At 60.6% G+C, this 23,137-nt stretch carries 16 protein-coding genes; 5 read left to right on the top strand and 11 right to left on the bottom strand.

Features of this window, described 5'->3' with window-relative positions:
- Positions 1 to 16 precede the first annotated feature (16 nt).
- Together ligD and ku are read right to left on the bottom strand one after the other, a co-directional pair.
- On the bottom strand, positions 17 to 2,491 hold the full coding sequence (gene ligD / locus AC07OP_RS01440) for a DNA ligase D (RefSeq protein WP_495102604.1): 2,475 nt from the start codon (positions 2,489 to 2,491) through the stop codon (positions 17 to 19).
- A 24-nt stretch (positions 2,492 to 2,515) separates the two neighbouring features.
- A complete protein-coding gene (ku, locus tag AC07OP_RS01435; RefSeq protein WP_495102605.1) occupies positions 2,516 to 3,355 on the bottom strand; it encodes a non-homologous end joining protein Ku in 840 nt (279 codons plus the stop codon).
- 184 nt (positions 3,356 to 3,539) lie between these two features.
- On the opposite strand from ku, the gene AC07OP_RS01430 reads away from it, so the two are divergent.
- Positions 3,540 to 3,854, top strand: coding sequence for a hypothetical protein (locus AC07OP_RS01430; protein WP_495102606.1), 315 nt, complete (start codon positions 3,540 to 3,542; stop codon positions 3,852 to 3,854).
- Positions 3,855 to 3,866: 12 nt separating this feature from the next.
- Complete coding sequence (locus AC07OP_RS01425) at positions 3,867 to 5,024, top strand: PQQ-dependent sugar dehydrogenase (protein WP_495102607.1); 1,158 nt, start codon at positions 3,867 to 3,869, stop codon at positions 5,022 to 5,024.
- Positions 5,025 to 5,066: 42 nt separating this feature from the next.
- On the opposite strand, the gene AC07OP_RS01420 is transcribed toward AC07OP_RS01425, so the two are convergent.
- Together AC07OP_RS01420 and AC07OP_RS01415 are read right to left on the bottom strand one after the other, a co-directional pair.
- The gene (locus AC07OP_RS01420; RefSeq protein ID WP_495102608.1) at positions 5,067 to 5,546 is read right to left on the bottom strand and encodes a nuclear transport factor 2 family protein; all 480 of its coding nucleotides are present in this window, start codon (positions 5,544 to 5,546) and stop codon (positions 5,067 to 5,069) included.
- Between the two features lie 54 nt (positions 5,547 to 5,600).
- A complete protein-coding gene (locus AC07OP_RS01415; RefSeq protein WP_495102609.1) occupies positions 5,601 to 6,164 on the bottom strand; it encodes a TetR/AcrR family transcriptional regulator in 564 nt (187 codons plus the stop codon).
- Positions 6,165 to 6,289: 125 nt separating this feature from the next.
- Between AC07OP_RS01415 and pssA the strand changes: the two genes are divergently transcribed.
- Together pssA and AC07OP_RS01405 are read left to right on the top strand one after the other, a co-directional pair.
- Positions 6,290 to 7,633, top strand: a complete 1,344-nt coding sequence (gene pssA, locus AC07OP_RS01410) for a CDP-diacylglycerol--serine O-phosphatidyltransferase (RefSeq protein ID WP_281112724.1) — start codon at positions 6,290 to 6,292, stop codon at positions 7,631 to 7,633.
- A 136-nt stretch (positions 7,634 to 7,769) separates the two neighbouring features.
- Positions 7,770 to 11,510 (top strand): hypothetical protein, encoded by a 3,741-nt coding sequence (locus AC07OP_RS01405; protein WP_495102610.1) that lies wholly within the window; start codon positions 7,770 to 7,772, stop codon positions 11,508 to 11,510.
- A 42-nt stretch (positions 11,511 to 11,552) separates the two neighbouring features.
- Here the strand turns inward: AC07OP_RS01405 and efeO (AC07OP_RS01400) are convergent, their stop codons facing one another.
- From efeO (AC07OP_RS01400) to efeU, 4 genes are read right to left on the bottom strand one after another with little or no spacing between them, the layout of a single operon-like run.
- Positions 11,553 to 12,371, bottom strand: coding sequence for an iron uptake system protein EfeO (efeO, locus tag AC07OP_RS01400; RefSeq protein ID WP_065941337.1), 819 nt, complete (start codon positions 12,369 to 12,371; stop codon positions 11,553 to 11,555).
- Positions 12,372 to 12,396: 25 nt separating this feature from the next.
- A complete protein-coding gene (gene efeB, locus AC07OP_RS01395; RefSeq protein WP_405125887.1) occupies positions 12,397 to 13,701 on the bottom strand; it encodes an iron uptake transporter deferrochelatase/peroxidase subunit in 1,305 nt (434 codons plus the stop codon).
- 14 nt (positions 13,702 to 13,715) lie between these two features.
- On the bottom strand, positions 13,716 to 14,918 hold the full coding sequence (gene efeO / locus AC07OP_RS01390) for an iron uptake system protein EfeO (protein ID WP_495102611.1): 1,203 nt from the start codon (positions 14,916 to 14,918) through the stop codon (positions 13,716 to 13,718).
- Between the two features lie 10 nt (positions 14,919 to 14,928).
- Positions 14,929 to 15,774 carry an iron uptake transporter permease EfeU gene (efeU, locus tag AC07OP_RS01385; RefSeq protein WP_368960879.1) on the bottom strand — a complete coding sequence of 282 codons (846 nt, stop codon included), beginning with the start codon at positions 15,772 to 15,774 and terminating at the stop codon, positions 14,929 to 14,931.
- Between the two features lie 168 nt (positions 15,775 to 15,942).
- On the opposite strand from efeU, the gene AC07OP_RS01380 reads away from it, so the two are divergent.
- Complete coding sequence (locus AC07OP_RS01380; protein WP_495102612.1) at positions 15,943 to 16,959, top strand: AraC family transcriptional regulator; 1,017 nt, start codon at positions 15,943 to 15,945, stop codon at positions 16,957 to 16,959.
- Positions 16,960 to 16,986: 27 nt separating this feature from the next.
- On the opposite strand, the gene AC07OP_RS01375 is transcribed toward AC07OP_RS01380, so the two are convergent.
- From AC07OP_RS01375 to AC07OP_RS01365, 3 genes are all read right to left on the bottom strand, one after another.
- Positions 16,987 to 18,234 carry an MFS transporter gene (locus tag AC07OP_RS01375; protein ID WP_495102613.1) on the bottom strand — a complete coding sequence of 416 codons (1,248 nt, stop codon included), beginning with the start codon at positions 18,232 to 18,234 and terminating at the stop codon, positions 16,987 to 16,989.
- A gap of 298 nt (positions 18,235 to 18,532) precedes the next feature.
- On the bottom strand, positions 18,533 to 19,948 hold the full coding sequence (locus AC07OP_RS01370; RefSeq protein WP_065941342.1) for an efflux transporter outer membrane subunit: 1,416 nt from the start codon (positions 19,946 to 19,948) through the stop codon (positions 18,533 to 18,535).
- Positions 19,945 to 23,124, bottom strand: coding sequence for an efflux RND transporter permease subunit (locus AC07OP_RS01365; protein WP_065927735.1), 3,180 nt, complete (start codon positions 23,122 to 23,124; stop codon positions 19,945 to 19,947). Before AC07OP_RS01365 ends, AC07OP_RS01370 begins: the two co-directional genes overlap by 4 nt.
- Positions 23,125 to 23,137: the final 13 nt, after the last annotated feature.

The following is a 23,137-nucleotide window of genomic DNA, read 5'->3' as shown; positions in this document are numbered from 1 at the left end:
CCGGTCCGGGCGCCACTCACTTCGGTGGCGTGGCGTCTAATTGATCCCACATCTTTCTGTTGATTTTTTGCCGATTGGCGTAGCCCGCCCACGGGTCTTCCTTCAAGCCTTGCAAGCGTTCCAGCACATTGGCCACCGTCCATTGCTGGGCGCTGCGCAAGCCTTTGAGCTCTTCACGACTTACCGGTACCGACACGGGCAGGCCCGGCCGTGCGCGTACCGAATAGGCCGCCACTGTGCTGGCGCCACGGGCATTGCGCAGGTAATCGATGAAGATCTTGCCTACGCGGTTTTTTGGCCCGGAGGTGGCGGTAAAACGCTCGGGCAACTGCCGGGCCATGAACTGGGCGATGGCTTTGGCAAAGGCTTTTAGCGTGTCCCAGCCATCCCGCCGCGCCAACGGTATGACCAGGTGCAAGCCTTTGCCGCCGCTGGTCTTGACGAAGGCTTCCAACCCCAGCTCGTCGAGTACCGACAAGGTGAGCTGAGCGGCTTCCAGCATGGTTTTCCAGGGCAGCGCCGGGTCCGGGTCAAGGTCCAGCACAAACAGGTCCGGGGTTTCGATCTTGTCCGAAGTGGCGCCCCAGGTATGCAGTTCGAGAGTGCCCATCTGCACGGCCCCAATCAGCGCTTTCGTCGTGTCGATCTCCATCAGGCGCGCATGGCCCGGGTCCAGTGCCGGGTCCAGTTGCTTGATGTTCGGAATCGCCAGGCGTTCCGAGTGCTTCTGGAAGAACTGCTCGCCCTCGATGCCTTCCGGAGCCCTGAGCAGGGACACGGGGCGATGGCGCAGGAAGGGCAGGATCCATTCGCTGATGCCTTCGTAGAACTGCGCCAATTGCTGTTTCTGCGTGCCGCTTTGCGGGTCGATGACGCGGTCGGGGTGAGTGACCTTCACCCCGCTGGCTCGCCCGGCCGCCGGTGCTTTCAGGGTTTTGGCCGCGCGGGGCTGCTCCCGGATGACCTGCGCGGCGGGTTTGTCCGTGCGCAAGCCCATGAACGCTGCCTGGCGTACCACGCCCTCTCGGGTCCATTGGGCAAACTGCACCTCACCGACCAGCGTCGGCTCTACCCAATGCACGCCGCGCGCCTGGGTGCTGGTAAGCGGTTTTGCCAGGGGCGACGCCGCGCGTTCCAAAGGCTTGAGCCGGGCATGGATATTTTTCAGTGAGGCCTGGTCGAACCCGGTACCCACGCGCCCGGCATAGACCAGCGCGCCATCGGCATGGACGGCCAGCAGCAGCGCACCAAAACCGCTGCGTGATCCCTGGGGGCGGGTGTAGCCGACGATCACGAACTCCTGGCGCAGGCGACATTTGAGCTTGATCCAATCGGTACTTCGACTGGAAACGTAGGGGCTGCCCTTACGCTTGCCGATCACGCCTTCCAACGCCAGCTCGCATGCGCTTTCGACGATATCGCGCTGGTTGGCTGCAAATGCTTCGGAAAAACGCAGCAGTTTGCTGCGGCTGCCGGACAAGGCGTCTTTGAGCGCGGCGCGTCGCTCCTCGAGTGGCGCCTGGCGTTGATCGCTGCCGTTTAAAAATGGCGCGTCGAACAGGTAGTAGACGATGTCCAAGCTGCGGCCGAGCTCAAAGGCATTTTGCAGTGCCTGGAAGTCCGGCAGGCCGTCGTCATTAAGGCTGACCATCTCGCCATCGAGCCAGCTGTCCTTGAGCTTCAGGGCCTGCAGGGCCTTGACCTGGCGTGGCAGGCGCTCGGTCCAGTCATGGCCATTGCGGGTAAACAGGCGTACCTCGCCGCCGCGGATGCGGGCGAGCATGCGGTAACCATCGAACTTGATCTCGTAGTGCCAGTCGCCTTCGGGCGCGCGGTCTACCAGGGTTGCCAGTTGCGGGGCGAATTGTTCGGGGAGGGCGGTTGCCCGCTTCTGTGGTTTGGCGCGAGGCTTGGCCTTGGGTTCACCGACCGAGGCGTTACTGAGGACGCTCTTTGGCTGGGCCTGGACAATATCGTATTCGGCGGCGGGGCGTGCCTGCTGGTCTTTTTCCTTGATCAGCAGCCACTGCTCCTTGTCGCCGCTGCCCTTGAGGCGCGTACGTACCAGCGCCCAGTCACCGGAGAGCTTTTCACCGACCAGGGTAAATTTGAGTTTGCCGGCGGCATAGGCCTTGTGCGGGTCCTCATGGGGTTGCCAGATGCCGCGGTCCCACACGATCACATCGCCGGCGCCGTACTGGCCGGCCGGGATGCTGCCCTCGAAACCGCCATAGCTCAGGGGATGATCTTCAACGTGCACGGCCAGGCGTTTCTGGCTCGGGTCCAGGCTCGGCCCCTTGGGCACTGCCCAGCTGAGCAGCACCCCGTCAAGCTCAAGACGGAAGTCATAGTGCAGGTTGCGCGCGTCGTGCTTCTGGATCACGAAGCTCAGGGCCGATGCCTTGGGCTTACGACCCGGTGCGCGGCCTGATGGCTCGGCGGTGACCTCGAAATCGCGTTTACGGTTGTATTCGCTCAGGGGCTTGGCCATGTGGTTCTCCCGCATACGTCAGGCTCAAGAGGCCTTTTTGCCGGCTTTTTTCGCGGCCGGTTTTTTCGTCGTCGGCTTGCCGGCCAGGCTGCGTTTGAGCAGCTCGGTCAGGTCGATCACATCGGCGGACTTGCGTTCCTCGCTGCCTTCCTGGGATTCGACGTCTTCGATCTTGCCGGCCTTGGCTTTCTTCGCCACCAGCGCCATGATTTTTTCCTGGAAACTGTCGCGATAGTCCTCGGGCTGCCAGTCTGCGCTCATGTCTTCCACCAGGCGCCTGGCCATGTCCAGCTCGCCCTTGGCCAGGCTGGGTTTGGTCACCTCGCTGGGCAGTTCCAGTTCATCCAGGCTGCGCACTTCAGCCGGCCAGCGCAGCATCACCAGCACCAGCGCCGACTCCAGGGGCATCAGTGCCGCCAAGTGTTGCTTGGTGTGCAACACCACGTTGGCCAGGGCGACCTTGCGGGTTTTCTTCAAGGTTTCGCGCAGCAGTGCGTAGACTTTGCCACCGCGTTTATCCGGGGCCAGGAAGTAGGGCGTGTCGATGTTCTGCAACGGAATCTGGTCGCTGGCGACAAACGCGATGATTTCGATGGTCTGGGTCGACTTGGGGTGGGCCGAGCGGATCTCATCTTCGCTGAGTACCACATAGCGGCCTTTCTCAAACGCTACGCCCTTGACGATATTCTCCTTGGTGACCTCCTTGCCGGTGGCCTTGTTGATGCGCTTGTAGCCCACCGGGTCCATGCTGCGCTTGTCCAGCCAGTCGAAGTCCACGCCCTGGGCGGACGTGGCCGAGACCAGCGATACCGGAATATGAACCAGGCCGAAACTGATGGCGCCTTTCCAGATTGCCCGTGGCATACGTACGATTCCTTAAGAAGAAGCTGTGTTCGGGTGACTCGACGGCCGCGTGAAAAGTTTCCCCGGGCAGATGCGCGGACAGATCGTGTTACACCTGATGAGAAACTATTTAGTTACGAAAGCCGAACCCAGGGCGTAGCGTGGTATCGAAAGCACGTACTCCTCGCCCCAGAGAGGCTTTGTCATGAATAGTTGTGTGCGTCATCTCGCGGTGCTGGTGTTAGGCCTGGCACTTGGGCCATTTGCCCACGCGCAAAACCTGCCCGGCAGAAGCGATTCCAATAACGGCCCGATACACCGGGCCAATCCCAACAGCATGCAGGGCACTCAACCCAATACGCCGGCGGTGCGTGGTATTCAGACCGTGCCGACGCCGCGCACACCGACCCTGGAAAACGGTGGTATCGGCAATCGCTATCCGCAACGCGATGCGGCCCCCAGCCGTCCAGCCACCGACACCAAAGCCCCCACCTATGATGCCAACGGCAATCGCCGGTAAGGACGCTGTCTTATGTTGATACGCAAAACCCTGCTCGCCACCCTGTGCGCCACCACGCTGCTTGCGCAGACGGCCGTTTATGCCGCCGATGGGCAGCAGTTCCCCAGTGAACAAGGCAGCATCACCGCGACCCCGATCGTCAAAGGCCTCGATCACCCGTGGGCCGTGGCGTTTCTACCCGACCAGCAAGGGTTCCTGGTGACCGAGCGTCCGGGCCACCTGCGCTTTGTCAGTCCGGACGGCAAGCTGTCTGCGCCGTTGACCGGCGTGCCCGAGGTGTGGGCCAAGGGGCAGGGCGGTTTGCTCGATGTGGTGCTGTCACCTGACTTCAAACAGGACCGCATGGTCTACCTGACGTATGCCGAAGGCGGCGGCAAGGGCGGCACGGCCGGCACCGCTGTGGGTCGCGGGCGCCTGGCAAAGGACATGAGTGGCTTGACCGATTTCAACGTGATCCTGCGCCAGGAGCCGAAACTCTCCACCGGCAACCACTTCGGTTCGCGCCTGGCCTTCGACCGCGATGGCTACCTGTTCGTGACCCTGGGGGAAAACAACGACCGCCCGACCGCCCAGGACCTGGACAAGCTGCAGGGCAAAGTCGTACGGATCTACCCGGATGGCCGCGTGCCCGATGACAACCCGTTTGTCGGTCAAGCCGGGGTACGTCCCGAGATCTGGTCCTACGGCCAGCGCAATCCGCAAGGGCTGGCGCTGAACCCATGGAGTGGCACGCTCTGGGAAAACGAACACGGGCCGCGCGGCGGTGATGAAATCAACATTATCGAGCGGGGCAAGAACTATGGCTGGCCGCTGGCGACTCACGGCATCAACTATTCGCTCACACCGATTCCCGAGGCCAAGGGCAAGACCGCAGAAGGCACCGTGGCGCCCCATCATGTGTGGGAGAAATCACCGGCCATCAGTGGCATGGCCTTCTACGACGCCGACCGGTTCAAGGCGTGGCAGCACAACGTGTTCATCGGTGCGCTGGCCAGCCAGGAACTGATTCGTCTGCAGTTCGATGGCGACAAGGTTATCCATGAAGAGCGCTTGCTGGGCGGCTTGAAGGCACGCATTCGCGATGTGCGGCAGGGGCCGGATGGCTTTCTATATGTGCTGACGGATGAGGACGATGGCGTGCTGTATCGAGTGGGCCTCAATCAGGATTGAGCAATGAGCCGCAAGCTTGAAGTTTCAAGCTTGCGGCTTCAGTCAAAGCCCGAGTTCGGACAACCCCGGATGCTCATCCGGGCGCCGTCCCAGCGGCCAGTGGAACTGGCGTTCGCTCTCCTTGATCGGCAGGTCGTTGATGCAGGCAAAACGATTGGCCATCAGGCCATTCTCGTCGAACTCCCAGTTCTCATTGCCATAGGAGCGGAACCAGTTACCCGAGTCGTCGTGCCATTCGTAGGCATAGCGCACGGCGATGCGGTTGTCGGTAAAGGCCCATAGCTCCTTGATCAGCCGATAATCCAGCTCCCTGGCCCATTTGCGCGTGAGAAAGCCCTTGGCCTCTTCGCGGTTATGGGCGAATTCGGCGCGGTTACGCCACTGCGTGTCCAGGGTGTAAGCCAGCGACACCCGATGCGGGTCGCGGGAATTCCAGCCGTCTTCGGCCAGGCGCACTTTTTCAATCGCCGACTCACGGGTAAACGGCGGCAAGGGCGGACGTGTTTCTGCGGTAGATGACATCAGGCGGCTCCTCAAAACCATACAGCGTTATCGAAAGTTGCCAGGCGTGTGCGTTCACAGTCCCAATAACGTTCGCGCCATGCATTGCGCATTATCAGCAGCTGTTGAATCACCCATGACCAGGGCAACGGTAATGGCGCCATCGATCAGGATCAGCAGTTGCGCGGCCTGCCGTTCGGGGTCGGGGGTACCATGTGCTTGGCACAGTTCGAGTGTGTACTCGAACAGTTTCTGTTTATGGGCCTTGGCCAGCAGGCGGACCGGGTCGTGCGGGTCGCCGGTTTCACCACTGGTGTTGATAAAGGCGCAGCCGCGAAAATCCGCCGAGCCGAACCAGGCCTTGAGCGCGTCGAACAGCGCGAGCAAGCGTGCGCCGCTGCCATCGACGCGCTCCACTTCGCCGCGCAGCCAGTGCATCCAGCGCTCGTCACGGCGCTGCAGGGCCGCGATCACCAACTCATCTTTATTGGCGAAGTAACGGTAAATGCTTTTTCGCGAGACGCCGGCGGTTTTCACCAGGAAGTCCATGCCGGTGGCGGCGATGCCGTGGCGATAGATCAACTTCTCGGTGACGTCGAGGATAATGTCGCGGGTTTCATTCTGGGTCATGTCGTTCATGGCTGCTAAAGTAGAATGATCGTTCTTCTTGGTCAACAGGAATTTTACTCTCTGCCACTGCGAGACCTGAGCACCCCCATGGTGTAAGCTCGGGACCTCTTCGGATTCGACCCATTGCGAGCCTTATGCCGTCGTTCTTCAAACGCTCCCTGTTGCCCAAACTGCGCGGTTTTCCCCTGACTCCCGACGCCATTGACGTGCTGTCCGGCGCTGACGCGTTCCGTCGCTGCCTGCTGGAGAACATCGCCACGGCCACCCGCCGCATCTACATCGTCGCGTTGTACCTGCAGCAGGACGAGGCAGGGCAGGAGATCTACGACGCCCTGCACGCCGCCAAAGCCGCTCGGCCGGAGCTGGACATCGTGGTGGTGGTCGACTGGCTGCGCGCCCAGCGCGGGCTGATCGGCGCCGGCAAGCAACCGGGCAACAGCGCCTGGTACCAGGCCATGACGCAGCGCCATGCCAGTGAAGTGCCGGTGTACGGCGTACCGGTGCAAACCCGCGAGCTGTTCGGCGTGCTGCACCTCAAGGGCTTTGTGATCGATGACAGCGTGTTGTACAGCGGTGCCAGCCTGAACAACGTGTACCTGCACAAGTTCGATAAATACCGCTTCGACCGTTACCACCTGATCCACAGCCAGCCCCTGGCGGATTCCATGCAGCACTTGGTGGAACACGGCCTGGTGGCCTCCAAGGCCGTGCACCGCCTCGACCTGCCGAACCCGCCGACCACCCGCAGCCTGCGCAACGACATCGGCGACCTGCGCAGCCGGCTCAAGCACGCGGCCTACGACACCACGGCAGGGCAGTTGCCCAACGGCCACCTGTCTGTCAGCCCGTTGCTCGGCGTGGGCAAGAACAACCCGTTGAACCGCGTGATCCTCGAACTGATCGCCAGCGCCCGGCACCAACTGACCATCTGTACGCCGTACTTCAACCTGCCGCTGCCGGTGACCCGCGAAATCAACCGCGCCCTGGCGCGTGGGGTGAAGGTCGACATCATCGTCGGCGACAAGACCGCCAACGATTTCTACATCCCGCCCAGCGAACCCTTCAAGGTGATCTCGGCACTGCCGTACCTGTATGAAATCAGCCTGCGCCGCTTTGCCAAGCGTCATCAACCGGTGATCGACAGCGGCCAGTTGAACCTGCACCTGTGGCGCGACGGCGACAACACCTACCACCTCAAGGGCATGTGGGTCGATCAGCGCTACACCTTGCTCACCGGCAACAACCTCAACCCACGGGCGTTTCGTCTCGACCTGGAAAACGCCTTGCTCGTCGATGACCCCCAAGGCCAATGGCTGGAGCCGCGACGCACGGAGCTGGCGCAGATTTTCCAGCACACCACGCGGATCGAGCGTTACCAGGATTTGCAAACCCTGGTGGATTATCCCGAGGCCGTCGGCAAGTTTTTGCGCCGGGTCAGCCGTGTACGAATCGAGCGGTTGTTGTACCGAATTCTCTAGTAACGGGTGCGTTGCGGCAGGCTCGATGTGTTGAGACTTTGCCTCTGCAGCGCCTTGGGCGTGTGCTGTACGTTGGCTATTGACTGTTCTAAGGGACGAGAACTCTCGCCGTTCAATTGGCCAGGGGTTAATAGATATGTACACCACTCGATTCAGCAGTACTGTCCCGGCGCTCGGTGAGTTCCAGGCGCCCTCCCAGGCGGCGGTGTTGCACCCTGTCGCGGTCCCTGACAGCCGGTCCAAACGTGCTGTATCCGATACCGTAACGCCACGGCGCCATTTCCCCGGCGCCGCTGTCGCCGCTGCCGCGGATACCACGTTGCACAAACGGCTGGTTCAGTGGCTGACCACGGGCAGGCCGCCCGAAAGCCTTATCCCGCCCAACGCGTCCATCGCCCCCTTTCTCCAGCTATACAACGCCGCAATCACTGAACCGGCCGTGCAAGCCTGGTTTGAAGCCAAGGGGTTGAAGCTGTCGACCGTGCGGGTGTTTCGAGATTCGATGGCAGGCATGGTGACACGTGAAGGCAAGGATACCTTTGAGCGGTTTACATTAACGGATGGTTCGGGCTGGTGGGAGGTCAGTACAAAGATCCGCGCCATCCAGCAGGTTCTTTCTCCCAATGACCTGGGGGTGCCAGTTGCTATAAGCCCCACCCAAAGCGCAGTGCCACGTGACGTGGTGCTGGATTTCTACGGCGTAAGGCCGCCGCTCAATGAGCGGGCCTCGGCGGCATTGGGCACGCAACTCAAGCGCGAGGGATGGCCCGCGATTTCGTCCTCCTTGCGTGACCAGTGGGAGAAACAGTTCAAGCACCTGCTGCAACAGAACGATGACCAGGCAGTGCGCAGGCAATTGGTTGGCCAATTGCAGCCGATGATCGAGGGCAAGGAGGGCGGGGAATCACTCAAGCTGGATGATCATACGGTCTCCATTGCGAGGGGATCGACCCTGGATCAACTCAGCCAAGAGCCACGAAAGCAGTTCAATGCCTTTTTGGCGACGCCGACCTTCCAGGATTTCCTGGCGAACGTGGGGGACGCGGGAGAGGGCCGCGCATACCGGTTGTCCGAGAGGGCCCTGCAGATGCGCAACGCTGCCGGTCAATGGCAATCGCTGCAGGCGTATTTCGACGAGGAAATCCAGAAAACCCTGGCCACCGGCAGCGAAGAAGCACAACAGTCGGCTCGCCAGATGAACGCGAATCTCGATGATTTGCTGCGGATGAGTGGCAAGACCGGGAATGCCCTGTACAGCACTCGCACCTATGACGCGCGGCAGGCGTTGGCGTTTTATGCCCCTGATGCGCCGCAGACCGTGAGTGACGTGCGTGCCACATTGAGTTGGTTCAATACGTCGTTCCCGCCGCCGCTGCCGGCAGGCGATTACGCGGTCATGCTGCCCTATGAGCAGAGCGTGGGCGCCGCGTTGTCGGCCGATGATCGCGAGGTGTTGAAAGGCATGGCGCCAGCGGTGGTGGCATTGCTTGGACGCTTTACCGGCGCCAGTGTGGTCGAGCAATCGCCCCATGATCCTGATCGCCGTCTTGCCGACTTTTTCGATTCGCCATCCTGCATCGCCAAGGCCGACGAATTGGCCAAGCGCCTGAAGCTTTACGCCGTGGCCGACGGTCAGCCCTTGAGTAAAGCCAAGCGCCATCAACTCCTGGCGGCAGCGCTGAAGCTGAGTGTGAACGCACCAGTGCCCGGGCGGCCAGGCGTAGTGGCCGGGTATTGGCTTTACCAGCCAGGCAACCTGGGCCGCACGCTCCAGGATGTGCGTCAGGACGTGGAAAAACACCTGGAAAGCAAGGGGGTCGATGCCACGCTGTCGTCCCTGTTCGCCCACCTGTTCCTGGCCCAGTCTGCACCGGAGATGCTGATCAAGGCCGATCCGGGTGTGCCGACGGAGGCCGCGCAGGCCTTCAACCGTGACCCGCAAAGCATCAAGATCGGCTCCACGGGCTGGCTGGAAATGCGCCTGGGCTGCGCAATAGCCGATGCGCTGTCCGGCGCGGGCAGTTCGCGATTGATGAACCTTACGCAAATCACGGCGCTCTCGCGCCTTGACGCGGGTGGTGCAACACAAGAGGCGCTGCTCAAGACCCTGGCGATCAGGCCCTTGTTGGACTGGGCGATCATGACCGGCATTTTCCCCATGACCCACGACAATCAATATTCTCCAGGGGATTATCAGGCCGCGACACAGGCTTTTACCGCGCGGGAGAAGCAGATCCGCGAGGCCTTCAGCACACTGACGAAAGAACCGCCGACTCAGCGCAGCTTGCTGATCGAGCGGCTGCTGTCGTTGTTCCCGGAAATGACCGCCGATGAACTGCGTGGATTCAGGCTTGAACTGGACACGGACGTGCCTTTTGAACCTCGCCAGCATGCGCATCTGGAATCCCGTCGGCCGTTGCTGACCGATGTCATTCTGACGGAGCAGGTCCGCGATGACCCGTTGCTGGCCGTCGATCATTGGCTCAATGCACGGATCAATGGGGAGCGACGCTACCGGTTCATCCATCCCAGGATTTCCCAGGCAACGTTCGAGGCGCGCATCAGGCAGGTGCCAGAGATCGCCCCATTGGTGGCGGCCGCTGTCGATCAGCACATTGCCGATACCCGCGTGGCTCAGGCTACTGCGCTGAAACTGATGATTGCCCAGTTGCCCGCGCAGGAACGTCTGGCGCTTGAGTCAGGCAACATAGAGTTTTTCACCGTACGCCAGGAAACCGGGGAAGCCCTGGAGGACGATCAGGGCCCCGACTCCAAGGTCGACGAACACTGTGGCAAACATGGCCTGCTGCTGCGCTATGAAACGGGCGCGGTCGAGCCAAGGTTCGGTTACTACGAGGTGTTCCCGCGATCAATGCAGATGGTCAAGCGCACCGATTTGCCTTATCGGTTGAAGCTCGATGGTACCGTCGAAGAAGGCCGCAAGCCCCACGGGCCATTTGCTTATGTGCGCAGGCCGTTCCGGCTGGGGACTGAGCAAGCCTTCGATGTGAAGGCCTACCGTTCAGGTTCGCCGCCGCGTACGGGGGCCAAATCGAAGGTGATTATCGAGAAAGTACCCACAGAGCTGCCGCCGACGCCGCAGCTACGCCCTGGGGATAGGGCGATCCGGCGTGTGCCCGATACCTTTGCTTCAACCAAAACCCAGCAAATTGTCAGCGCTTTGCTGGCCCACAGTTTTGACGGCAAGCGAGAGGCGCTGATTGAGTTTGCCAACCAACCCACGGGTTTACAGAGCCGACGCACCTATCCGTTTACCTCCGGCAGTCAGCTGTTCAACGCCGAGAACGCCCGTATGATGCTGAGCCTGATCCCGTTTGTGGGGGCGATTTCAGATGTTGCACACGGCAATGTAAAGGATGGACTCAAGGGCTTGCTGATTGATTTCGCGTCGTTCGCCGCCACAGGGGGGCTGAGTGGGGTGAGCCGATTTTTGCGCGGCGTAAAAAAGCTGGTGCTGTTCAATGGCAAGTCATTCAGTCTGCCAGGGCTCAAAGGCACCGCACCGTTGCTGCGTAGCCTGTTCAATCCCCTGGACGGTACGATTGACGTGTTCAAATCCGGGTCGAAAACCGTTGATGCGCTACGCAAAATCAGGAACGGTGAAGTCGCTCGCCTGGCGCCCGGTCTCTATATGCCGACCACGGCATTCGAGAAGTGTCGTTGGGCGGTGGGCGTACAAGGTTGCCTCTTCCCGGGAGGCATTCGATCGTTCAAGGCTGTGTCGGGCGCTCGAACAGGCAACGTGGGGGATCTTGAAGTCCAGGCGATCCAGAAAAACGCCGGGTGGTATGTGATCAATCCCAGCTCTGGCGAGCCTGAGGGTGCACCTTTGAAGCATTTCAGGGTTCGGGACTGATAGGGGCCGCCCAGGCTCGTTGCGAGCCTGGACAGCCACGGATCAGTTCAGGCCCAGCTTGCCACGCAGGGTCGACAGGTCTTCGGCCAGGGTGTTGACCGGACCCACCAGTGCCTTGCGGTCGTTTTCCTTGACCTTGTCATAGGTCTCGAAGCCGCCGTCCTTGGTCTTGTACTTGGCCAGGATCTTGTCCACGCTGGCGAAGTTCTTGTCGACCTTGGCCAGGAAGGCCTTGTCCTGTTTCTCGATCTGGCCACGGAACAGGTCGACGATTTTCTTCGCGCCGTCGATGTTGCCCTGGAAGTCATACAGGTCGGTGTGGCTGTAGCGGTCTTCTTCACCGGAGATCTTGGTGGCGGCAACTTCTTCCAGCAACGCAGCGGCACCGCCGACGACTTTCTCCGGCGGGAAGGTCAGGCCGTCGACACGGGTTTTCAGGTCGTTGACGTCAGTGTTGAGCTTGGCCGTCAGGGCTTCCAGGCCTTTGGTGGTGTTCTGGGAGAACAGCGCGTACTCGATGCGGTGGAAACCGGTGAAGTCTTCGGCGGTCACGCCTTTTTCGTGGTCATCGACCCGGGAGTCAATCGACGCATCCAGGTCGCTGAACAGCTCGGCGATCGGTTCGATGGACTCATAGTGCACGCGGGTCGGCGCGTAGAGCTTCTTGGCGGTGGCCAGGTCGCCTTGGTTGATGGCGTCGGTAAAGGCCTGGGTCTGAGTGACCAGCTCGCCGATTTCTTCGGTGACGTAGATCTTGTAGTCCGACACCGGGCCTACCAGGTCCAACGGCGCGGTAGCGGCAAACGCTGCCAGCGGCGAAAGGGTCATTAACAACGACAACGCGATAGTCGACTTCTTCATGGGACGTGTTCCGCTCTGGTTTGTTTTAGGTGTGGGCAGTGGTTTGAAAAGGCGTTGCAGCGAGCAGCGTGCGCCCGATGAAATCCTTAGGTCCGGTGACCCCCGGCAAGGTGAAGAAATACCCGCCGCCGACCGGTTTGAGGTATTCCTCCAGGGGCTCGCCGTTGAGCCGGGTTTGCACGCTGATAAAGCCTTTCTCCAGGTCAGCCTGGTAGCAGATGAACAACAGCCCCATGTCCAGCTGACCGTTTTTATTGACGCCGTTGGAGTAGTTGAACGGCCGACGCAGGATCAGGTTGGCCTGGGTCTGCGGGGTGCGCGGGTTGGCCAGGCGGATATGGGCATCGAGCTTGGTCAGCTTGCCTTCCGGGTCCTTGCTGTAGTCGGGCACCTGGGATTCTTTCTGGCCATCCATGGGCGCGCCGCTGGTCTTCACGCGGCCGATGATGCTTTCCTGCTCTTGCAGCGGCGTGCGGTCCCAGCGTTCGACGAAGTTGCGGATGATGCGCACCGCCTGGTAGCTGCCATGGGCGGCCCAGCTGGGTTCGTCGCTGCCGGGTTGGACCCATACAATCTGGTCCATGGCCTTGTTGTCGTTGGAGTTCGGGTTGGCCGAGCCGTCGCGGAAACCCAGGAAGTTACGCGCGCTTTGTGCCGGTTCGCCGGGCTTGGCCGGTGCCTGGGGCGGCACGCTGCCTTCCTGCTTCCAGCGCACCAGCAGCAGGTCGGGCAGGTTTTTCACGATGTCGCGCAGGGCGTGGATATTGGTGTCCGGGGTGTTGGAGCTGAATTGCAGGCTCAGGTCGCCGTGGCACTGCGCCGGTTCCAGCGCATCGTTGGGGAAGCCCACCATGCGGATCAGGCGCTTGGGTTTGACGGCGGCCAGGCCGAAGCGCTCATCGAACAACGATGCGCCGACCGACACGGTGATGGTCAGGTTATCCGGCGTGACCACCGGGCCGAGGATGCCGGAATCGGTGGGCGGCAGTTTCGGGTCGACCTGGGGCACGGTGCCACCGGTCATCAGGAAGCCGATGCGCTCGTTCAAGGTGCGGAACAGGCGCTCCAGGTCTTCGCGGTCACTGGCCAGGACGTCGAACGCCACGACCATGCCGCAGGCCGGGCGTGGGGTGACGATGCCGCTCTGGTGCTGGCCGAAAAAATCGTGGTGGTCCTGGGTCTTGTCGCTGCGCGGTGCGGTGGTGACTTGCTCGGCGGCGGCGGCCATGGCCGGACAGGTCAGGGTGCTGCCGGCGATGGCGGCACCGGTGGCGGCCATGCCCAGGAGGACACGGCGACGTTGGGCTGAAAACTGTTCTGAATCACTCATGTGTGCGGTCGTCTTCACTGCAGGCCGGAAAGGCCAAGGGCGGGGTCGATTCCATCGAGTGCGGCGGCCAGAGCCTTGGCCTTGTCGGCGATCTGCTTGCGCTGATCGGCGGTAACGCTGTCGTACGTGGCATAGCCCTTGTCGAGCTTGAAACCCTGGAGCTCGGTATCGAAGGCGGCGAGGGCGCTGTCGACTGTCGGCAGCAGGTCGGCGGCGGACTTGGTCAGCAGCGGACGCATCAGCTCGACCACCTTGTGCGCGGCCTCCAGGTTGGCGGCGAAACCATTCAGGTCGACATGGCTGTAGCGCTCTTCTTCACCGCTGATGGCGCGTACATCCGCCAGGCTGTTGAGGTTGCGCACCACGATGCTCACCAGTTGTTCCGGCGGCAGCGACTGCGCCAGCAACTGCTGTTTGAGGCGGGTGACATCGCTCACCAGGCGCTGCGCAATCGGCCCCAGGTCATCAAGGCTGCGTTGCTGGAACAGGCTGTATTCGAGGCGATGGAAACCGCTGAAGGCCGGGTCTTGCTCGCGTTTTTCAAAATAATCGGCACGGGCGTTGATGGCGTTGTCCAACTCGGCCAGTCGCTGCGAGGCCGGGGCCAGACGTTGGTAAGCCTCACGGGCCGGCACATACAGCGCTTGTGCCTGAGCCAGGTCACCGGCGTCGATCGCCTGTTGCAGGGCGGTCACGGCCTTGACCAGGGCACTGCCCTGGCTGCTCAGGTACACACGAAACTCCGACAGCGGGCCGATAAACGCCACCATCGACGGCTTGGCCTTGGCCTGGGCGTCGGATTCTGCGGTTGGCGTCACATGCAGGGTGCCGCGCGGGTTGCTCAGCAGGCCACAGGTAATTGCATAGTCGCCAGGCAGCAGGTTGGCGTTGATCACCTGGCTCAGGCCGGGGGCGATGTTTTCGCGCTCTTCGACCACCAGCACGCCGTCGAGGATTTCCCACTCCACCGCCCGGTCAGAGCGGTTGATGATGCGAAAGCTCGCCCGGCCGGCCGGCACCGTCAGTGCATTGGGCTCGCAGGCATGGCCATGGATGGTCACGGCGATTTCATCGTGGTTGGTCTGGCGCTTGCTGGCCGCCAGCTGCGAGGCGTAATAGAACAGGCCACCGGCGGCGATCATCACGACCACCGAGCCGGCCACCGCCCAGCGCAGGGCGCGGGGGGGCGAAGCGGGTTGAGGCGTTGGGTTGGACAAGAGACGGTCCTTACTGGCTGGAAACGGAAGAAGGGCTGGCGGCAGGCTTGGCCGGTGCCGCGGGCAGGAAAAACATCACCAGCGCCACCACCAGATAAACCAGATAGGCGCCCAAGGTGCTGATGGTCGGCGCTTCCTGGTAGCCGAACATGCCGGCCAGCACTGAGCCCAGGGGGCTGTCCATCGGCAATGCGGCGCTGAAATCGAACAGCACGGTCTGCCAGTGGTTCCACACGCCCGCTTCATGCAGGGCTTGCACCGAATTGGCGAGGATGCCGGCGGCGACCACGAGGATGAACAGGCCGGTCCAGCGGAAAAATGCACCGAGGTTCAGGCGCATGCTGCCGGTGTAGATCAGGAAGCCGACGATGATCGCCAGGACTAGGCCGAGCAGGGCGCCAATCGGTGCGCCTGGGCCTTCGCTCTGTTGGAACACCGCCAGCAGGAAGAACACGGTTTCCAGGCCTTCACGAGCGACGGCGAAGAACACCATGAGGATCAACGCCGTGACCTGGTGTTTGGAACCGGTCAACGCCTGATCGAGGGAGGCATGCAGCGAATGTTTGATGGAGCGCGCGACCTTGCGCATCCAGAACACCATGGAGCTGAGGATGCCCACGGCGACCAGGCCGACGATGCCTTCGAACAATTCCTGCTGTTTCTGCGGAAACTCGGCACTGACCAGTTCAAGGCCACCGCCCACCAGCAAGGCCAGGGCCGCGGCGAGGAACACGCCGATCCACACCGCCGGCATCCACTGGCCGCGGCCGGTTTGTTGCAGATAACTGGCGATGATGCCGACGATCAGCGCGGCCTCAATGCCTTCGCGCAGCATGATTAAAAAGGGAACAAGCATCGGGCACCGCAGCTTAAGTAGGTAGGAAGCTAAGTTGTAACATAATGATACTCATTGCTAAACAGGAAAACTTGACGTTTGCTGAACAATGGCTGAACGGTGGTGGCGAATCGCAACCCACCTTATGATGCACGGCATCTCGAGTGCCGCCGGATTGCCCAATCTCCCATGTCGGAAAAAGACACCATCTCCATCCACCTCGTGCGCGAAGCCTTGTTGCAGAGCTGCGCACCGGGGCCGGCCACCGTCGAAGCCTTGAGCAAGGTCGGAATCGATCCGGCATTGCTGGAACAGCCCGTGGCCCGCGTTCCGGCGACCGCCTACGCCCGTTTGTGGCGTCTGCTGGCCAGGCGCATGGACGATGAGTTCTTCGGCATGGACCCGCGCAAGCTCAAGTCCGGTAGCCTGGAGTTCCTCTGTCGCGCCGCCATTGCACAACCCAGCCTGGCAGCGGGTCTGCACACCGGCCTGGGGTTCCTCTCGCTGATGCTGGAACACCTGCCGGCCCAGTTGGTGCGCCAACAGAGCCTGGCGGAAATCGTGTTGCTCGAACCCGAGCCGGCGCCCAAGCGCGCATTCACCTATTTCACCTACTGGATGATCGTGCACGGCGTCGCCTGCTGGCTGGCAGGCCGGCGCATCCCGATCCTGGCCATCGAACTGCGCTGCCCGCAGCCGGACTTTTGCGATGACTACCAGGTGATGTTTTCCGACAACCTGCGTTTTGATCGGCCACGCACCCGCATGATCTTCTCCGCCGACTGCCTGGACCTGCCGATCAAGCGCAGCCCGGAAGAACTCAAGCGCTTCCTCGCCCACGCGCCGGCCAACATCCTGGTCAAATACCGCAACCCCGACAGCCTGGCTACGCGCATCAAGCACGACCTGCGGCAAATGCCTCCCGACACCTGGCCTGAGACCGAGGGCCTTGCGGCCACGCTGTGTATCTCCGCTTCCACGCTGCGCCGCCGCCTGGCGGAAGAAGGGCAGAGCTATCAGGGACTCAAGGACAGCGTGCGCAAGGAGTTGGCGATTGTGTGGCTGGCCGAACCGCAGATCAGCTTTGCCGAGATCGCGGCGCGGTTGGGGTTTGCCGATACCAGTTCGTTTTATAAGGCGTTTCGCAAGTGGGTGGGGTCCAATCCTGGGCATTACCGCAGTTTGATTCTTAATGATCAAACGTAGGGTGTAAGAGCGTGTATTTGGGGGGATTCAAGCTTCTTGTTTTTTTAAATGGGTTTTTCGACCACCTAACAGCAATGTTGCGCTGACACCCAATAAACCAATAAAGCAAGAGGCTGCAACTATCATCAAACTTGGTGAGAACCCATACGCATCTAATAATCCACCGAAAATAGTATAGGAGACGCCGATAATGACTGAGTTGACCAGGTTTGCAACAGAGAGGCAGGATGCTCGGATGTGTGACTCAATATTGTCATGAATATAGGTTTCGTATGAGGTTTCATATATGGCAGGGAGCGACATGATTAGAAGGAAGCTCGCGACCGAAGTGGTTGTACCGATATTCAATGAAAGAATGAAAAGAAGAAAGGTGGTAATAAGTGTGGTAGAGAAAGCAATTATGCCGAGAGAAAAGCGAGAACAAAAAAAGCCAGCAGCCATGAACATTAATGCCGATAGGGCTTCAACAGCAGCATAAATGCCAGCGATGATAGGTATCTCTAAACCCTGCATGGAAAAAAAGGGTTGGCCATAGATGAACAAGGGGATCGTTGAAAGCTCGAATAAAGCATATCCAATAAACAAAGGTATAAGAAATGCGCCTTTTTTAGACCGAAAAAAATTAATCAGCGAGGTGAGATGTCCCTCCGTTTTTTCATTACTTTTGTGAATTTTTTTATTCAAATTCAGTGAGAAGGCCGGGAGCTTCATTTCGGGAATGAATGTCACAACAACAGCTCCAATGAGCTTTGATAACGCAAAACAAATATAAACACTGTTCCAAGACCATGTGTCTTGTAATACGCCACCAAGCAGCATAGATAAGCCTAATGAAATCGCACCAATGGCACGGGCGCGTGAGAGTATTTTAGGATACTCTTCGGCGCGATGCTGGGCCAGTAAGTTATCATACAGTAATGCCCTGTCCGAACCGGAACCCATGGCAATGCTGGCGCCGAACAGACAAAATATTATGGCGAAAGGAATAAAGGAGGAAAATAGCAGAAATCCAATGCCGCTTATAAACAGCCCTAAAAAGCCGAGTATGAGAGAATATTTACGACCATATCGATCCGCGAGCAAACCGGATGGGATTTCTAACGCTACGGAAGAGAAGAATAAAAAAGATTGAAGAATGCCTATTTCTCCTTGTGTGATTCCAAGTTGCAGCAGATAAAGTACAAACAGGCTTCTTTGGACATCTATGTTCATAAAAATTGATAAGGAGTAATATAGGTTGTCGTGCTTGTCTTTGAGTGGGGTCAGGGTGCTCATTTTTATTTGAATGTCTGTCTTTCAAACTGAAGATATTTGAAGCTTAAGGTGCATGCATTTATTTTAGAAGACCTCATTTTCTGTATTGCAGAAGAAGTGGCAGCTGCAATAAAAAGCATGTACTCCTGATTGCCAGGTGTAGCGCGGTATTAGGAAACTACCTACGAAGGACTTCTTGTTTCACTTACAGAAGTAACTTTCAACATTTTAGGACGCTACAAACAAAAAAGCCCCATGACCAAACGGACCACGGGGCTAAAAATTGGCTGGATGCGACCAACCAAAGGAGCTCTTTACGTTACTTCGCAGTCGCCACGACGGTGTCCGGCTTCCAGCCACCCCCCAGCGCCTTGTAGATCGCCACAATCCCGCGATACAGGTCCACTTCGGCCTGGGCCTGGGAGTCTTCGGCGGCCAGGCGTTCGCGTTGGGCGTCGAGCAGGACGAGGAAGTCCACGGTGCCTTCGCGGTAGCGGATCGCGGCGAGGTCGGCGGCGGCGCGGCTGGATTCGCTTTGGCGGATCAGCGAGACCAGGCGTTGCTGACGCTTGCCGTAATCGCTGAAGGCATTTTCGGACTCTTCCAGCGCCAGCAGTACTTGCTGCTCGTAGGTCGCCAGGGCGCCATCGGCTTCGGCGTCTGCACCCCGCAGGCGGGCGCGGACGCTGCCCAGGTCGAAGGCGGCCCAGGTGATGCTCGGGCCCAGGGCCCAGGCATTTGCGGCGGATGAGCCGATCTGCGAACCGCGCCCGGCGGTGAAGCCGAGGAACCCGCTGAGGCTGACCCGTGGGAACAGGTCGGCCTTGGCCACGCCGATACGCGCGGTGGCGGCGGCCAGTTTGCGTTCGGCGCTGAGGATGTCCGGGCGCCGTTGCAGCAGTTGCCCCGGGTCACCGATCGGCAACGCCTTGGCAATCGCCGGCAGGTCTTTCGGGCTCAGGTCCACGGTCAGCTTGTCGGGGCGCTGGCCGAGGAGGGTGGCGATGCGGTTGCGCTCACGCACCTGTTCGGCCTGCAGTTGCGGCACGCTGGCTTCCACTGCGGCGAGGCGTGCGTCGGCGCGCTCCACGTCGAGTTGGTCACCCACACCGGCATCCCGCAGGCTGACGGTGATGGTGCGCGAGTCCTGCTGGTTCTTCAGGTTGTCGAGAGCGATGCGTTCACGCAGTTGCGCGCCGCGCAGTTGACCGTAGGCGTCCACCAGTTCGGCAATCAGGGTGACTTGCAGTTGGTACAAGTCGGCCTCGGCGGCTTGCTGGTCGGCGTCGGTGGCTTCCAGGTTGCGCTGGATGCGCCCGAACAGGTCCAGCTCCCAGGCCATGTCCAGGCCCAGGTCGTACCGCTCGGTCTTGACCCGGCTAGTAGTCTGGCCGGGGATCTGGCCCTTGCCCTGGTCGCTGCTGACGCGGCTGGTAATGGTCGGCATGGCGTCATTGCTGGCGTCATCGCGGATTGCACGGGCAGCACGCAGACGGGCAAACGCCACGCGCAGATCACGGTTACCTTGCAGCGATTGCGTGACCAGCTGGTTGAGGGTCGGGTCGTCGAACTGCTGCCACCAGATGCCTTCGAACTTGGCATGGTCATATTGCTTGGCGTCCGCGGCGGCGGTGATGTTCGCCGCCTCCGGGGTCTGGGTCTTGTAGTCCGGGCCCACGGCACAGGCGCTCAGCGCCAGGACCAGCAAGCTCGGCAGGAATACTTTCACACTCATTGCTGTGTCTCCAGCTTCAAGGCCTTGGCCGCTTTGCGCGCTTCGCTGCGCTCCACATAGCGACGGATCAGTACGTAGAACACTGGTGTCAGCAACAGACCGAAGAAGGTCACCCCGATCATCCCGGAGAACACCGCCACGCCCATGGCATGACGCATCTCGGCACCGGCGCCGCTGGACAACACCAGTGGCACCACACCCATGATGAAGGCGAACGAGGTCATCAGGATCGGCCGCAGACGCAGGCGGCAGGCTTCCAGTACCGCAGCGAGCGGGTCGAGGCCTTCCTGCTGTTTGTCCTTAGCGAACTCGACGATCAGAATCGCGTTCTTGCACGCCAGGCCCACCAGTACGATCAGGCCGATCTGGGTGAAGATGTTGTTGTCGCTACCGGAGATGATTACCCCGGTAATGGCCGACAGCAGCGTCATCGGGACGATCAGGATCACCGCCAGCGGCAGGCTCCAGCTTTCGTATTGGGCGGCCAGGACCAGGAACGCCAGCAGTACGCAGAGCGGGAACACGAACAGCGCGGTGTTGCCCGAGAGGATTTGCTGATAGGTCAGGTCGGTCCACTCGTAGGTCATGCCGTTGGGCAGTTCATCCTTCAACAGTTTTTCAATCGCCGCCTGGGCCTGGCCGGAGCTGTAGCCTGGTGCCGCGTTGCCGTTGATTTCGGCGGTGATAAAGCCGTTGTAGTGCATCACGCGGTCCGGCCCCGAGGTGTCGCTGACCTTGATGAAGGTCGCCAGCGGGATCATCTCGCCCTTGTTGTTGCGTACTTTCAGCTGGCCGATCTGGTCGGCGTCCTGGCGGAACTGTTGTTCAGCCTGCACGTTGACCTGGTAGGTACGCCCGAAGCGGTTGAAGTCGTTGGCATACAAGGAACCGAGGTAGACCTGCAGGGTGTCGAAGATGTCGCTGATCGCCACGCCGTGGGTCTTGGCCTTTTCGCGGTCGATGGCGGCATCGACCTGGGGCACGTTGACCGTGTAGCTGGTGAACAGGCCGAACAACTCGGGCACGCCACGGCTCTTGGTGATGACGTTCTGCACTTCTTTGTACAGCTCGTCATAGCCCAGGTTGCCACGGTCTTCGATCTGCAGGCGGAACCCGCCGATGGTGCCCAGGCCCTGTACCGGCGGCGGTGGGAAGATCGCCATGTAGGCTTCTTCGATGTTGGCGTACTGGCCGTTCAGCGCACCGGCAATCGCACCGGCAGACATGCTCGGGTCTTTACGCTCATCGAACGGCTTCAAGGTCACGAACACAATGCCGCTGTTCGGGCTGTTGGTGAACCCGTTGATCGACAGGCCGGGGAACGCAATCGCAGCTTCCACACCGGGCTGCTTCAGGGCGATCTCCGACATGCGCTTCATCACGTTTTCGGTGCGGTCCAGGCTCGCAGCATCGGGCAGTTGGGCGAAGGCCACCAGATATTGCTTGTCCTGGGCCGGTACGAAACCGGTCGGGGTGTGGGCAAACCCGAAGAAGGTCAGCACCATCAGGCCGGCGTACACGAACAGGGCAATGCCCGTGCCGCGAATCACCCGGCGTACGGTACTCACGTAGCCATGGCTGGACTTTTCGAAAAAGCGGTTGAAGGGACGGAACAGCCAGCCACCGAGGAGCTTGTCGAGGACCTTCGAGAAACGATCCTTCGGTGCATCGTGACCGCGCAGCAACACGGCGGCCAGGGCAGGGGACAGGGTCAGCGAGTTGAACGCCGAGATCACCGTCGAGATCGCAATGGTCAAGGCGAACTGTTTGTAGAACTGCCCGGTCAAGCCACTGATAAACGCCGCTGGAATGAACACCGCACACAGCACCAGCGCCGTGGCGATGATCGGGCCGGTCACTTCGCTCATGGCCTTTTCAGTCGCCGGGAATGGCTCCAGGCCCAGCTCGATATTACGTTCGACGTTCTCCACCACCACGATGGCGTCGTCCACCACGATGCCGATGGCCAGTACCAATCCGAACAGCGACAGCGCGTTGAGGGAGAACCCGAACAGGTGCATCACCGCAAAGGTCCCGATCAACGAGACCGGCACCGCCACCAACGGAATGATCGAGGCGCGCCAGGTCTGCAGGAACAGGATCACCACCAGCACCACAAGGATCAGCGCTTCGAACAGGGTGTGCACCACCGCTTCGATGGAACCGCGCACAAAGATCGTCGGGTCATAGGCGATGCGGTAATCCATGCCGGCCGGGAAGCTCTTTTTCAGCTCGGCCATCTTGGCGCGCACATCGTTGGAGATGTCGATGGCATTGGAGCCGGGGCGCTGGAAAATCGGAATCGCGACGGCCGGCTGGTTGTCGATCAGCGAGCGCAGTGCGTATTGGCTCGACCCCAATTCGACCCTGGCAATGTCCCTGAGGCGCGTGATTTCACCGTTGGCGCCGGCGCGGATCACAATGTTCTCGAACTCTTCCTCGGTGACCAGGCGACCCTGGGTGTTCACCGACAACTGGAAGCTGGTGTCCGACGGTGCAGGCTGGGCGCCCAGGGCACCGGCTGCCACCTGGCGGTTCTGCTCGCGGATCGCGGTGACCACATCGGTGGCGGTCAGGTTGCGCGAGGCGGTCTTGTTCGGATCCAGCCAGACACGCAGGGAGTAGTCGCCCATGCCGAACAACTGCACGTCGCCGACGCCGCCCAGGCGGGCCAGCTCATCCTTGATATTGAGGATCGCGTAGTTGGACAGGTACAGCATGTCGTAGCGCTGATCCGGGGAGGTCAAGTGCACCACCATGGTCAGGTCGGGGGAGGCCTTGTCCACGGTGATACCGATGCGCGTCACTTCCTCAGGCAGTTTTGGCTGAGTCCGCGTCACCCGGTTTTGCACCTGCACCTGCGCATTGTCCAGGTCGGTGCCCAGGGCGAAAGTGATGGTCAGGGTCAGCTTGCCGTCGGCCGTCGATTGCGAGGACATGTACAGCATGCCCTCGACGCCGGTGATGGCTTGCTCCAGCGGCGCGGCCACGGTTTCACCGATGACCTTGGGGTTGGCGCCCGGGAAGTTGGCGCGTACCACCACGGTCGGCGGAACGACTTCCGGGTATTCGCTGATCGGCAATTGGAACAGCGAGATCGCACCGGCGATCAGGATCAGCAGCGACAGCACAGCTGCGAAGATCGGTCGTGAAATGAAGAACTTGGAAAAATTCATCTTGAGTCGTATC

The sequence above is a fragment of the Pseudomonas sp. GW821-FHT09D08 genome (assembly GCF_059416305.1).
The sequence above is the reverse complement of the archived record's forward strand: the minus strand, read 5'-3'. Positions and strand labels throughout refer to the sequence as shown.

Excerpts from the sequence above, each read along its gene's own strand:
- AC07OP_RS01425 (WP_495102607.1), top strand. The coding sequence starts at position 3,867 with ATGTTGATACGCAAAACCCTGCTCGCCACCCTGTGCGCCACCACGCTG.
- AC07OP_RS01380 (WP_495102612.1), top strand. The coding sequence starts at position 15,943 with ATGTCGGAAAAAGACACCATCTCCATCCACCTCGTGCGCGAAGCCTTG.
- efeB (WP_405125887.1), bottom strand. The coding sequence starts at position 13,701 with ATGAGTGATTCAGAACAGTTTTCAGCCCAACGTCGCCGTGTCCTCCTG.
- ku (WP_495102605.1), bottom strand. The coding sequence starts at position 3,355 with ATGCCACGGGCAATCTGGAAAGGCGCCATCAGTTTCGGCCTGGTTCAT.
- AC07OP_RS01365 (WP_065927735.1), bottom strand. The coding sequence starts at position 23,124 with ATGAATTTTTCCAAGTTCTTCATTTCACGACCGATCTTCGCAGCTGTG.
- AC07OP_RS01375 (WP_495102613.1), bottom strand. The coding sequence starts at position 18,234 with ATGAGCACCCTGACCCCACTCAAAGACAAGCACGACAACCTATATTAC.
- AC07OP_RS01430 (WP_495102606.1), top strand. The coding sequence starts at position 3,540 with ATGAATAGTTGTGTGCGTCATCTCGCGGTGCTGGTGTTAGGCCTGGCA.
- efeU (WP_368960879.1), bottom strand. The coding sequence starts at position 15,774 with ATGCTTGTTCCCTTTTTAATCATGCTGCGCGAAGGCATTGAGGCCGCG.
- pssA (WP_281112724.1), top strand. The coding sequence starts at position 6,290 with ATGCCGTCGTTCTTCAAACGCTCCCTGTTGCCCAAACTGCGCGGTTTT.
- efeO (WP_065941337.1), bottom strand. The coding sequence starts at position 12,371 with ATGAAGAAGTCGACTATCGCGTTGTCGTTGTTAATGACCCTTTCGCCG.
- AC07OP_RS01405 (WP_495102610.1), top strand. The coding sequence starts at position 7,770 with ATGTACACCACTCGATTCAGCAGTACTGTCCCGGCGCTCGGTGAGTTC.
- AC07OP_RS01420 (WP_495102608.1), bottom strand. The coding sequence starts at position 5,546 with ATGTCATCTACCGCAGAAACACGTCCGCCCTTGCCGCCGTTTACCCGT.
- AC07OP_RS01415 (WP_495102609.1), bottom strand. The coding sequence starts at position 6,164 with ATGAACGACATGACCCAGAATGAAACCCGCGACATTATCCTCGACGTC.
- ligD (WP_495102604.1), bottom strand. The coding sequence starts at position 2,491 with ATGGCCAAGCCCCTGAGCGAATACAACCGTAAACGCGATTTCGAGGTC.
- AC07OP_RS01370 (WP_065941342.1), bottom strand. The coding sequence starts at position 19,948 with ATGAGTGTGAAAGTATTCCTGCCGAGCTTGCTGGTCCTGGCGCTGAGC.